The 12,389-nt window shown below is 48.4% G+C and carries 8 protein-coding genes, 2 tRNA genes and 3 rRNA genes; 6 read left to right on the top strand and 7 right to left on the bottom strand.

Annotated elements, in window-relative coordinates; all coding sequences use genetic code 11:
- Positions 1–9: 9 nt before the first annotated feature.
- Complete coding sequence (locus HQ393_RS03910) at positions 10–813, bottom strand: DUF1338 domain-containing protein (protein WP_179357545.1); 804 nt, start codon at positions 811–813, stop codon at positions 10–12.
- A 177-nt stretch (positions 814–990) separates the two neighbouring features.
- Here HQ393_RS03910 and HQ393_RS03905 point away from each other — a divergent pair, with 177 nt between their 5' ends.
- Entirely contained in the window at positions 991–2,880 is a 1,890-nt protein-coding gene (locus tag HQ393_RS03905; protein WP_179357544.1) for an MFS transporter, read from the top strand.
- A gap of 62 nt (positions 2,881–2,942) precedes the next feature.
- Here the strand turns inward: HQ393_RS03905 and HQ393_RS03900 are convergent, their stop codons facing one another.
- The 6 genes from HQ393_RS03900 to HQ393_RS03875 all read right to left on the bottom strand — a co-directional run bounded on the left by HQ393_RS03900 (position 2,943) and on the right by HQ393_RS03875 (position 8,900).
- Positions 2,943–3,404, bottom strand: a complete 462-nt coding sequence (locus tag HQ393_RS03900; protein WP_179357543.1) for a DUF4124 domain-containing protein — start codon at positions 3,402–3,404, stop codon at positions 2,943–2,945.
- Positions 3,405–3,536: 132 nt separating this feature from the next.
- Positions 3,537–3,650: ribosomal RNA gene (gene rrf / locus HQ393_RS03895) — 5S ribosomal RNA — on the bottom strand.
- Between the two features lie 161 nt (positions 3,651–3,811).
- Positions 3,812–6,698, bottom strand: a 23S ribosomal RNA gene (locus tag HQ393_RS03890).
- Positions 6,699–7,056: 358 nt separating this feature from the next.
- A tRNA-Ala gene (locus tag HQ393_RS03885) sits at positions 7,057–7,132 on the bottom strand.
- Between the two features lie 38 nt (positions 7,133–7,170).
- Positions 7,171–7,247: transfer RNA gene (locus HQ393_RS03880), tRNA-Ile, on the bottom strand.
- Positions 7,248–7,366: 119 nt separating this feature from the next.
- Positions 7,367–8,900, bottom strand: a 16S ribosomal RNA gene (locus HQ393_RS03875).
- Together the 16S, 23S and 5S rRNA genes with 2 tRNA genes alongside form the textbook arrangement of a ribosomal RNA operon.
- Before the next feature lie 413 nt (positions 8,901–9,313).
- Between HQ393_RS03875 and grxC the strand changes: the two genes are divergently transcribed.
- From grxC to HQ393_RS03850, 5 genes are all read left to right on the top strand, one after another.
- Positions 9,314–9,574: a glutaredoxin 3 gene (grxC, locus tag HQ393_RS03870; protein WP_179357542.1), complete on the top strand. Its 261-nt coding sequence runs from the start codon at positions 9,314–9,316 to the stop codon at positions 9,572–9,574.
- Between the two features lie 137 nt (positions 9,575–9,711).
- Entirely contained in the window at positions 9,712–10,185 is a 474-nt protein-coding gene (secB, locus tag HQ393_RS03865) for a protein-export chaperone SecB (protein WP_179357541.1), read from the top strand.
- Entirely contained in the window at positions 10,166–10,615 is a 450-nt protein-coding gene (locus tag HQ393_RS03860; protein ID WP_179357540.1) for an SH3 domain-containing protein, read from the top strand. The genes secB and HQ393_RS03860 overlap by 20 nt, the downstream gene beginning before the upstream one ends.
- A gap of 24 nt (positions 10,616–10,639) precedes the next feature.
- Positions 10,640–11,632 (top strand): NAD(P)H-dependent glycerol-3-phosphate dehydrogenase, encoded by a 993-nt coding sequence (locus HQ393_RS03855; protein ID WP_179357539.1) that lies wholly within the window; start codon positions 10,640–10,642, stop codon positions 11,630–11,632.
- Between the two features lie 91 nt (positions 11,633–11,723).
- Positions 11,724–12,263 carry a DUF1523 family protein gene (locus HQ393_RS03850; protein WP_179357538.1) on the top strand — a complete coding sequence of 180 codons (540 nt, stop codon included), beginning with the start codon at positions 11,724–11,726 and terminating at the stop codon, positions 12,261–12,263.
- Positions 12,264–12,389 lie beyond the last annotated feature (126 nt).

The raw sequence follows: 12,389 nt of genomic DNA, 5'->3' as shown, positions 1-12,389 counted from the left end.
TGCAAAGATTTAACTCATCATGTCGTTGGTACGATGAGTTGATTCAAAAATTCGATTCGCATTATTGGCTACAAAACCTTGGAACAACTCGCCGCGTTCATCAACATAGCGCTGCGCAAATTCGTAATAACAACCCGGCACTGCCAAACATTGACCATCCGCCAGTTCAATCTCGATATTGGGAGCCATAGTGGCGGCCTGCACCAAGAGATCATCTGGCGTTCCTTTAATCAACCCACCAGCTTCATTCATAGGGTATCCCTCGCTAACAATTTTGCTAACGACATTCTGAATCGATACCCCTAGGGTGTGTACTGCAATGGTGAAATGATTCGCATGAAAACCATGCACCGCCAACCATGCTGCATACTCACTCACGCTCGCCAATGTTTGATATTGTTCGCGATTGAGCTGCGGCCAATGTCGCCCCGAATAAAACACCTCGGCGCCCGTTACGGTTGGGTGGCTTAAATGCGCTAATAGTTCTTCGATTATGTCGGCGGCAAGATTAGGCAACTGATCGTAATGCAATTGACTCAGGAAAATGAGCGGTTCGCCTGGCACCGCCGGCACATAACCCCATGCGCTCAAATGTTTGTCTGAAAATGAATACGGCGCATCACGCCGATAACCCATTTCGAGTAAGGGCTGCTCTAATACCGCAATACTGATTGCAGGATGCGCAAAGGTACGAAAAGCGACATGATCATTAACGACTCGTTCAGCGCCAAACAGCGCTCGAATAGCGTCTGCTTGTGGGGCAAGCATCACATAATCGCGCCATAGGGCCGCGAAGAATTCTTGGGTTTGCATGATTCACCTCTTTCATGCGCTATTGCTGACAACATAGGCACTAAAGAGATGTGCATCTGCAACATGCCGACTAGCGGCAAAATGCGCCATGGTTTTAAATACAATTCCCACAACAAAAGGTAGTCGCAAAGCAGACCATCGATTAGACTTTGCATCAATCGTTCAAGAGCTCATTTTATGCCGCATACCCACCAAGAAAATCAATTTGACCTGTTTAAGCAGCGCCGATTTTTGCCATTGTTTTTGACGCAATTTTTTGGCGCGTTCAACGATAATTTATTCAAAAATGCGTTTCTGGTCTTGGTGACTTTTCATGGTTTAACCATGCTAGGCATGAATGCACAAACGATTGTGAATTTAAGTGCTGGTATTTTTATGCTGCCCTTTTTTCTGTTCTCCGCTTTAGCGGGGCAACTGGCAGAAAAATACGATAAGGCGTTGCTAGCTCGCTGGATCAAAATATTAGAAATTGCCATTATGGTTACGGCGGGTCTGGGGTTTATCTGGCATAACGCAACCCTATTAATGAGCTGCTTATTTTTGATGGGAGTGCATTCAGCACTATTCGGTCCGCTCAAATATTCCGTCTTGCCACAATACCTCAAAGAGCAGGAGCTGCTCGGCGGCAATGGCCTTATTGAAATGGGCACCTTCATTGCGATTTTGCTGGGGCAAATTGCGGGTACTGTTATCGTTCAAATTGGCGACACAGGTGAAAACTTAATCGTATTTGCCTGCGTGGCTGTCGCAATCATTGGTTATTTCAGCAGTCGTGCCATGCCATCAGCGCCACCTACCGCGCCTGATCTGAAATTAAACTGGAATATTTTAGGCGAAACGTTTTCAATTATTCGGCATGTCAAACAGAACAAAACCGTGTTTAATTGCTTACTTGGTATATCTTGGTTCTGGTTTTTCGGTGCTATTTATTTAACGCAGTTTCCTGATTTTGCTAAATCAGTACTGCATGGCGATGCCGATGTTTACACGCTCATCATGGCGACTTTTTCACTGGGCGTAGGCTTGGGCTCAATGCTGTGTGAAAAATTATCGGGTCGCCAAATCGAATTAGGGCTAGTGCCTTTTGGCTCAATTGGGCTGTCGCTCTTTGGGATTGACCTTTACTTTGCAACTGCATCATTAGGTGCAATGAGCTATACCCTCCCAGGGTTCTTCTATGAATGGCAACACTGGCGGGTTCTAGCCGACATACTCCTGATTGGCGTTTTTGGCGGCTTTTTTATTGTGCCACTTTACGCACTAATCCAAGCCAGAACAGAACGCGAATTCACCTCACGCGCGATTGCTGCCAATAATATTTTGAATTCGCTGTTTATGGTTGTAGGCTCAATCATGAGCATTGTATTACTCAATAGCGGCGTATCACTTAGAGCTTTGTTATTGATCGTCGCCATCATGAATATTCTGGTCGCGATCTATATCTATACTTTAATTCCAGAGTTTTTGATGCGATTTATGGTTTGGATTATTACGCACACCCTCTATCGCGTAAATAAAACTGGGCTAGACAACATCCCAGCTACAGGCGCAAGCGTCATCGTTTCTAATCACGTGAGCTTCATGGATGCACTAGTGATTGCGGGCTCTATTCGTCGACCGGTGCGTTTTGTAATGGATTATCAATTCTACAATATCCCCCTGCTTAAATTTATTTTCCGCAGTACTCGCACCATTCCAATTGCCACGCAAAAAGAAGACCCACAGCTACTGGAAAAGGCTTTTGTAGATATTGCGGAAGGATTGCGCGCTGGCGATTTAATTGTGATATTCCCAGAAGGCCGCATTACCAAAAATGGTGAAATGAATAAATTCATGCCCGGGATCGAACGTATTTTACGCGACACCCCAGTACCAGTCATTCCGATGGCACTTCAAGGGTTATGGGGCAGCTTCTTTAGCCGAAAAGATGGCAAAGCCATGATGAAAATGCCGAAGCGCCTCTTCACCAAAATTGGCGTTATTATTGATCAACCCATTGAACCGAGCATGGCGGATCGTAAAATATTAGAAGCAAAAGTGCGGGAGTTACGAGGCAACTGGCAATAACTCAGATTAGTATGATTAATAAAAAAGGCGCTTAACATTAAGCACCTTTTTACATCTCGATTTTATTTACAGCTTTTCTCGATATAAGCCTTTTTCTCAGCGATCTCTTGCTTTTTCTTATCTTCAGGCAAAAACTCTACTTGGCCCTTATCATTGGGGAATTCCTTATAGAGTTTAGCATTTACCAAGAAAGAGAGTCGTTTTTCAGCTGCAGCACACGCAGCTTCATCGCGGGGAGGTTTAGCAGTCGCTACGGCAGAAGCTGGTTTCACTGCAACAGCCGAAGCCGTAGAAGCTTCCTGCTTTTTTGGGCTAGCTACGCTAGTCACTGCGGTATCTTTCACATTCACCGTCTTCGCTTTCCCGCTACCTGCTGGCGGGGGCTGATCGGAATAAACCACTCGGCCAGTACTATCAACCCACTTATAAACTTGAGCTTGTGCAGATAGGGAAAATGCAACAGCAGTCATTGCAACAATAAATAGCGAAATATTCCGCATAATTTGACCCACTAAATTAGACATTCATTAATTACAATAACACAAAATGAAGCAGATTTCTGCGTTGCCATTCATATCAAATATCGGGATTATGATTAAATTTCAGGCACCACAGCAAAAAGCCCAGCTCGATGGAGCTGGGCTTTCTTTAGGGGAGTCTGGCAATGACCTACTTTCACACGGGCTATCCGCACTATCATCGGCGCTGAGGCGTTTCACTGTCCTGTTCGGGATGGGAAGGAGTGGGACCACCTCGCTATGGTCACCAGACAAAACTGGGTGAGTTAACTGTGCGCTTTCGCTTCACAATCACTCGAAATAGAAGAAGTCTTAACAATCAGTTGACTCGCTACACTCATCAACTGATCTCATATCTCTTAACTTGTATTGGGTCGATTATACCATCAGTCGCTTAACGCGTCTCAGGTTATAGGATCAAGCCTCACGGGCAATTAGTATCGGTTAGCTTAACGCATTACTGCGCTTCCACACCCGACCTATCAACGTCCTGGTCTCGAACGATCCTTTAGAGGTCTTAAAGACCTAGGGAAGTCTCATCTTGAGGCTAGTTTCGCGCTTAGATGCTTTCAGCGCTTATCTATTCCCGACTTAGCTACCCGGCAATGCCACTGGCGTGACAACCGGTACACCAGAGGTCAGTCCACTCCGGTCCTCTCGTACTAGGAGCAGCCCCCCTCAAACTTCCAACGCCCACTGCAGATAGGGACCAAACTGTCTCACGACGTTTTGAACCCAGCTCACGTACCACTTTAAATGGCGAACAGCCATACCCTTGGGACCGGCTACAGCCCCAGGATGTGATGAGCCGACATCGAGGTGCCAAACTCCGCCGTCGATGTGAACTCTTGGGCGGAATCAGCCTGTTATCCCCGGAGTACCTTTTATCCGTTGAGCGATGGCCCTTCCATTCAGAACCACCGGATCACTATGTCCTGCTTTCGCACCTGCTCGACTTGTCGGTCTCGCAGTTAAGCCGCCTTTTGCCATTACACTATCAGTACGATGTCCGACCGTACCTAGGCGACCTTCGAGCTCCTCCGTTACAATTTGGGAGGAGACCGCCCCAGTCAAACTGCCTACCATGCACGGTCCCCGATCCGGATAACGGACCAAGGTTAGAACCTCAAAGGGGTCAGGGTGGTATTTCAAGGACGGCTCCACTGAAACTAGCGTTCCAGCTTCAAAGCCTCCCACCTATCCTACACAAACCACTTCAAAGTCCAATGCAAAGCTACAGTAAAGGTTCACGGGGTCTTTCCGTCTAGCAGCGGGGAGATTGCATCTTCACAAACACTTCAACTTCGCTGAGTCTCGGGAGGAGACAGTAGGGCCATCGTTACGCCATTCGTGCGGGTCGGAACTTACCCGACAAGGAATTTCGCTACCTTAGGACCGTTATAGTTACGGCCGCCGTTTACTGGGACTTCAATCAAGAGCTTGCACCCCATCATTTAATCTTCCAGCACCGGGCAGGCGTCACACCGTATACATCCACTTTCGTGTTAGCACAGTGCTGTGTTTTTGATAAACAGTCGCAGCCCTCATTTCTCTGCGGCCTCATTGGGCTCCGGTTGTACACCTTCACCTACTAGAGGCACACCTTCTCCCGAAGTTACGGTGTCAATTTGCCGAGTTCCTTCTCCCGAGTTCTCTCAAGCACCTTAGAATACTCTTCCTACCCACCTGTGTCGGTTTGCGGTACGGTTCAATATAAGCTGAAGCTTAGTGGCTTTTCTTGGAAGCAGGGTATCGCTCACTTCGTCTACAAGTAGACTCGTCATCACGCCTCAGTGTTAAAGCAGCCCGGATTTGCCTAAGCCACACACCTACACGCTTAAACCAACTCTTCCAACCGTTGGCTGAGGTAACCTTCTCCGTCCCCACATCGCACTTATACCAAGTACAGGAATATTAACCTGTTTCCCATCGACTACGCATTTCTGCCTCGCCTTAGGGGCCGACTCACCCTGCGCCGATGAACGTTGCGCAGGAAACCTTGGGTTTTCGGTGAGGGGGCTTTTCACCCCCTTTATCGCTACTCATGTCAGCATTCGCACTTCTGATACCTCCAGCATCCTTCTCAAGACACCTTCACAGGCTTACAGAACGCTCCTCTACCATATGTACATCGTACATATCCGCGTCTTCGGTTATCAATTTGAGCCCCGTTACATCTTCCGCGCAGGACGACTCGACCAGTGAGCTATTACGCTTTCTTTAAATGATGGCTGCTTCTAAGCCAACATCCTGGCTGTCTATGCCTTCCCACCTCGTTTTCCACTTAATTGATCATTTGGGACCTTAGACGGCGGTCTGGGTTGTTTCCCTCTTGTCCCAGGACGTTAGCACCCCAGGACTGTCTCCCATGCTCGCACTTGACGGTATTCAGAGTTTGCCATGGTTTGGTAAGTCGCGATGACCCCCTAGCCATAACAGTGCTTTACCCCCGTCAGTGATACATGAGGCACTACCTAAATAGTTTTCGAGGAGAACCAGCTATTTCCAAGTTTGTTTAGCCTTTCACCCCTATCCACAGCTCATCCCCTAACTTTGCAACGTTAGTGGGTTCGGACCTCCAGTGCGTGTTACCGCACCTTCATCCTGGCCATGGATAGATCACTTGGTTTCGGGTCTACGCCCAGCAACTATGCGCCCTATTCGGACTCGGTTTCCCTACGCCTCCCCTATTTGGTTAAGCTTGCTACTGAACGTAAGTCGCTGACCCATTATACAAAAGGTACGCAGTCACGGAACAAGTCCGCTCCCACTGTTTGTATGCATCCGGTTTCAGGTTCTATTTCACTCCCCTCCCGGGGTTCTTTTCGCCTTTCCCTCACGGTACTGGTTCACTATCGGTCGATGATGAGTATTTAGCCTTGGAGGATGGTCCCCCCATCTTCAAACAGGATTTCTCGTGTCCCGCCCTACTTGTCGTACGCTTAGTACCACAATTGTGTTTTCATATACGGGGCTATCACCCACTATGGCCGGACTTTCCATTCCGTTCTATTAACACGACTGCTATCACGTACAGGCTCTTCCCATTTCGCTCGCCACTACTTTGGGAATCTCGGTTGATTTCTTTTCCTGCGGTTACTTAGATGTTTCAGTTCACCGCGTTCGCTTCACATGACCTATGTATTCAGTCAAGGATGACCCAAAAGGGCCGGGTTTCCCCATTCGGAAATCGTGGGATCAAAGCACTTTGCCAGCTCCCCCACGCTTATCGCAGGCTATCACGTCCTTCGTCGCCTATCATCGCCAAGGCATCCACCAGATGCACTTATTCGCTTGATCCTATAACCTCAAACACGTTTTACCGTACTCTTGGTCAGAGTTTCGTATTTACGACTTGTTGAATAGTTTCTCACGCTATTCAACGGCTGACTTTTACATCAGCAGATACAATCAACCCAATTTATTACTGTAAAAACAAGTCACCCTGTTTTCACATTGTTTAATTAGGAGATATTACTTCTTCTATTTTGTTAAAGAACGATACAGTCACACATTGCTGTGTGGGTCTGATTTAAGAAACCAGAACAAAATCAACAACCCGAACCCCAACTACCGATCCGTCTATTGACTGAATTCTAAATTCTTGACAGTGACTTTTTTGCTGCACCACTGTTTGCACAGTGCTCGCCGCAAGGTGTGGTGGAGGATGACGGGATCGAACCGACGACCCCCTGCTTGCAAAGCAGGTGCTCTCCCAACTGAGCTAATCCCCCAATCTGGCATTACTAAGCTGTTTCCACTTACAGGTAAGTGGTGGGTCAAGCTGGAATCGAACCAGCGACCCCCGCCTTATCAAGACGGTGCTCTAACCGACTGAGCTACTGACCCAGCTTCCAACCAAGTCCGTAACCCTGAGATCAATTGCTTCATCTCGCAGTTACTTTCTCTGTATCTTCAAATTCTACAGCCGATGAGTGTGAGTACTTGACCCGCAGGTCTTTCTCTTGAAAGGAGGTGATCCAGCCGCAGGTTCCCCTACGGCTACCTTGTTACGACTTCACCCCAGTCATGAATCCCACCGTGGTAAGCGGCCTCCTTGCGGTTAGCCTACCTACTTCTGGTGAAACCCACTCCCATGGTGTGACGGGCGGTGTGTACAAGGCCCGGGAACGTATTCACCGCGACATGCTGATCCGCGATTACTAGCGATTCCGACTTCATGCACTCGAGTTGCAGAGTGCAATCCGGACTACGATCGGTTTTGTGAGATTGGCACCCCCTCGCGGGTTAGCGACCCTCTGTACCGACCATTGTATGACGTGTGAAGCCCTGGTCATAAGGGCCATGAGGACTTGACGTCATCCCCACCTTCCTCCGGTTTGTCACCGGCAGTCCCATTAAAGTGCTCAACTGAATGGTAGCAACTAATGGCAAGGGTTGCGCTCGTTGCGGGACTTAACCCAACATCTCACGACACGAGCTGACGACAGCCATGCAGCACCTGTGTTACGGTTCCCGAAGGCACTCCTCGATCTCTCAAGGATTCCGTACATGTCAAGACCAGGTAAGGTTTTTCGCGTTGCATCGAATTAATCCACATCATCCACCGCTTGTGCGGGCCCCCGTCAATTCCTTTGAGTTTTAGTCTTGCGACCGTACTCCCCAGGCGGTCAACTTCACGCGTTAGCTGCGTTACTAAGCTCCGAAAAGCCCAACAACTAGTTGACATCGTTTAGGGCGTGGACTACCAGGGTATCTAATCCTGTTTGCTCCCCACGCTTTCGTGCATGAGTGTCAGTATCAGCCCAGGGGGTTGCCTTCGCCATCGGTGTTCCTCCACATCTCTACGCATTTCACTGCTACACGTGGAATTCCACCCCCCTCTGCCGTACTCTAGTTAGCCAGTTCACAATGCAATTCCCAAGTTGAGCTCGGGGATTTCACATCGTGCTTAACAAACCACCTGCGCACGCTTTACGCCCAGTAATTCCGATTAACGCTTGGACCCTACGTATTACCGCGGCTGCTGGCACGTAGTTAGCCGGTCCTTATTCTTCTGGTACTCTCATCCCCGGTGGGTATTAGCCACAAGGATTTGCTCCCAGACAAAAGCGCTTTACAACCCGAAGGCCTTCTTCACGCACGCGGCATTGCTGGATCAGGCTTGCGCCCATTGTCCAAGATTCCCCACTGCTGCCTCCCGTAGGAGTCTGGACCGTGTCTCAGTTCCAGTGTGGCGGATCGTCCTCTAAGACCCGCTACTGATCGTCGCCTTGGTGAGCCTTTACCTCACCAACTAGCTAATCAGCCATCGGCCGCTCCAATAACAAGAGGTCTTGCGATCCCCCTCTTTCCCCCGTAGGGCGTATGCGGTATTAGCTATCCTTTCGGATAGTTATCCCCCATTACTGGGTACGTTCCGATGTATTACTCACCCGTTCGCCACTCGCCACCAGACCGAAGTCCGTGCTGCCGTTCGACTTGCATGTGTAAAGCATGCCGCCAGCGTTCAATCTGAGCCAGGATCAAACTCTTTCGTTTAATCGCTATGCTATTTTTACTACTTGGCTTGTACTTCAATACTCAAAAGAACATCCGAGTTTGAACCGAAGTTCAGACTACAAATATTACTTTTTCAATTGAGTGCAAGCACTTGTTTCGACTTACGAATCAAGCACTCACACTCATCGGCTGTATATTGTTAAAGATCGTTGCTGGGATCGCTTCGTTTCGTTGCGTCATCAGCAGAGAGGCCGAACTATACCCACCGCCTCGAAACCCGTCAACACCCATTAACACAAAAACTGCAATTAAGCCGACAAACTGTTGATTTCATAGGGTTATAAAAACAAACTCGTGGGGCACTTGCATCTTTGCAGGGCAAGCCCCACCTAAAGAGTTATGTTTAATTGCAATCCCGATTGATGAAATTGGGTATTACATTAGGAGCGTAAATGCCCAAAGTAGTAATGTATAGCACGGGTTATTGCCCGTATTGCGATCGCGCAGAGCGATTACTTACGCAGCGTGGTGTAACTAAGATAGAAAAGATCCGAGTCGATCTTGACCCTGCTGAGCGCGAGATAATGATGGAACGTACTCAGCGCCGTACTGTGCCTCAAATTTACATTGATGATTATCATGTAGGTGGATTCGATGACTTGGCTGCGCTTGATCATGCTGGCAAATTAATTCCTCTATTGAATGGTAATTAATTACATAGATCACTTTTGTAGCTTTTCATTGTGCGCAGATAGTCACCGCGCTTAGTTTTGTGCGATGATTTCAGCGCGCTGGTTCTGAAACCAAAGCAACACCTTATATACACTAACCGACTCACAAGGGATGGACCATGAGCGAAGAAAACCAAGAAGTTAAGCAACCTGTATTTGCGGTACAAAAACTGTATGTGACTGATATCTCTCTTGAGTCACCGACCGCGCCAAACTCGTTCATGGAACAAGAGCAGCCAGAATTCAATATCCAGTTCCGCAATCAAGCACGCAGCTTTGAAAACGGCTTTTTCGAAGCAAGCCTGACTGTAACTGCAACAGCAAAGACCGAAGATCGTACAACTTTCTTGGTTGAAGTAACTCAAGCCGGTCTGTTCCAAATCGAAAACGTACCAGAAACTGAATTGGATCCATTATTGGGCATTGGCTGCCCGAGCATCTTGTTCCCGTACCTGCGTGAAGCGGTTTCAGATTTGACGACGCGCGCTGGCTTCCCTCCGCTGGTATTGCAGCCAATCAATTTCGAAGCGATCTATCTGCAACAACGTCAGCAAGCTGCTGCAGCACAAGCCAATGAGCAAACCACTCATTAATCAGCTTCTGATTGCGACACTACTGGTAGCCACTACCAGTAGTGTGTATGCAATTGAATATCGCTCGACTGCCAAGCATGGTGTCATTCTTTACGACGCACCAGTCGAAACGAGCGATAAACGTTTTATTCTAAGCACTAATATTCCACTCGAATTTCTTGCTGAACAAGGCAACTGGATTCGAGTACGAGATCGGGACGGCACGTTAGCCTGGGCCCTGAAATCAGACATCAGCACAACGCGCTATGTACAGGTCAATCGCCTAGCGGAAGTTCGCAAAGACGCAAATACATCATCCACACTCTTATTCAAAGTCGACCGCAATGTCGTGCTGGAGCTACTCCAAGACACACGTACGGGCTGGCTTAAAATCAAACATCGTGATGGCGCCGTTGGCTACATCCGCATTGAAGACGTCTGGGGCGCTTAAGCTCACGACGGGGAGAATATTCCTTTGAAACTCGCTGTATTAGGTGCTGGCGCTTGGGGCACTGCCCTAGCAATTCGATTTGCAGATCGTCAATCGGTCACTCTTTGGTCGCGAGAAGTGGATCAAGTCGCGCATATGCAGAAAGATGGTCTCAATGAGCGCTATCTACCCAACGCCCCATTCCCGCCGCAACTGGCTGTTACCCACTCTTTAGCAGACGCAATCGACGGCGCGGGGCTAATCCTGATAGTAACGCCAATGTCTGGGCTGCGCGGCACGTTAAAATCACTCGCCGAGCTGGGAAATAGCGCACCAGTGCTTTGGGCTTGTAAAGGTTTGGAAGCAGGCACGATGCTGCTACCGCACCAAGTCGCAGAACAAGAAATGCCCGCCCACATCGCGCGCGGTATGCTATCTGGACCAAGTTTTGCACAAGAAGTTGCCAAAGGTCTGCCAGCAGCAGTGACGATTGCCGCCAGCGATGCCACTTTTGCGCAGCAAGTAGTTAATGATCTGAATACTAATATTCTGCGCTTATATGCATCTGATGACATTGTCGGTGTAGAAATCGGCGCTGCAGTCAAAAATGTGATGGCGATTGCCGCTGGCGTTGCCGATGGTCTCAATCTCGGCCTGAATGCTCGCGCCGCTTTGCTGACTCGTGGTTTAGCCGAAATGGCACGTTTTTGCGTAGCGCTTGGCGGCAAGCCCGAGACGATGATGGGCTTGGCCGGCATTGGCGATTTAATGCTGACTGCGACGGGTGACTTATCGCGTAACCGTCGGGTTGGTTTATTACTCGCACAAGGGCTGGATCTGGACGGCGTTTTGAAAAACCTCGGTCACGTGGCCGAAGGCGTTCCAACCGCGCGAGAAGTACTGCGCCAAGCACAGGAGCTTGGCATCGACATGCCAATCACGCGCTCAGTCTGCCAGGTGCTATTTGAAAACGTCGCCGTCAGCGACATTATTTCCGATCTAATGGGTCGCAGCCCCAAAATGGAAGCCGCCGTTTAATCAGCTTGTCGCTGATACACTATAAACTGACAGGTATTGTATAACTGCGTTCAGCGTTATACTTACCTGTCATTTTATTTTGAGCTACACCATGCGCCAAACCCTAAAAAAAATGTTGCTCGTCGCTTGGGCCTGCCTCGCAATCGTTTGCCTAATCGGGCTGGATTATTTCTTACCGGAAAAACAAATCGTCAAGATCACCGGCGTTGAAGTCAAACTCACCGACAAAGATGGGCCAATCAGCAAAACCAATCCCATGGATGGCCCCGTAAACGATGTGTATTACATCTACACCGAAAACCCCGCCCGAGACATTCGCGTCTTTCGCAATGAAGACACCGTCTGGAGTTTTCCGTTCTATTTCAAATTTAACTCAGCCGATCTGCAAGCTAAGGCCGCTTCGCTGCAAACGCATCAGCAAGATGCACTTATTACATCCTACGGTTGGCGGTTAAGCATGCTGTCGCAATTTCCGAATATCACCACCATTGAGCTAGCAGAAGCAAATGCCGCTACCTTTAGCTTTTGGCGCTGGTTTTGGTTTAGCGTCGTGGGACTGCTATTTATCTTGGGTTTTTACGGTATTCATCGCCTATTTAAAGTCAAACCTGCGCCGCTACCTGAAAATTAAGACTCAAAGAAACTGATGATCGCAAGCGGGAGCAAGCTGCGTTTAAAAAAGACGTATTCATATATTATTTGCCAGAAAAAGTTGCTTTGAGGCGTACAGTAATTGCAACGTATATAAAAAATCGAA

The organism is Chitinibacter bivalviorum, from assembly GCF_013403565.1.
Classification (GTDB): domain Bacteria; phylum Pseudomonadota; class Gammaproteobacteria; order Burkholderiales; family Chitinibacteraceae; genus Chitinibacter; species Chitinibacter bivalviorum.
This window is presented reverse-complemented; position numbering and strand designations above follow the sequence as displayed.

Excerpts from the sequence above, each read along its gene's own strand:
- HQ393_RS03910 (WP_179357545.1), bottom strand. The coding sequence starts at position 813 with ATGCAAACCCAAGAATTCTTCGCGGCCCTATGGCGCGATTATGTGATG.
- HQ393_RS03905 (WP_179357544.1), top strand. The coding sequence starts at position 991 with ATGCCGCATACCCACCAAGAAAATCAATTTGACCTGTTTAAGCAGCGC.
- HQ393_RS03900 (WP_179357543.1), bottom strand. The coding sequence starts at position 3,404 with ATGTCTAATTTAGTGGGTCAAATTATGCGGAATATTTCGCTATTTATT.
- grxC (WP_179357542.1), top strand. The coding sequence starts at position 9,314 with ATGCCCAAAGTAGTAATGTATAGCACGGGTTATTGCCCGTATTGCGAT.
- secB (WP_179357541.1), top strand. The coding sequence starts at position 9,712 with ATGAGCGAAGAAAACCAAGAAGTTAAGCAACCTGTATTTGCGGTACAA.
- HQ393_RS03860 (WP_179357540.1), top strand. The coding sequence starts at position 10,166 with ATGAGCAAACCACTCATTAATCAGCTTCTGATTGCGACACTACTGGTA.
- HQ393_RS03850 (WP_179357538.1), top strand. The coding sequence starts at position 11,724 with ATGCGCCAAACCCTAAAAAAAATGTTGCTCGTCGCTTGGGCCTGCCTC.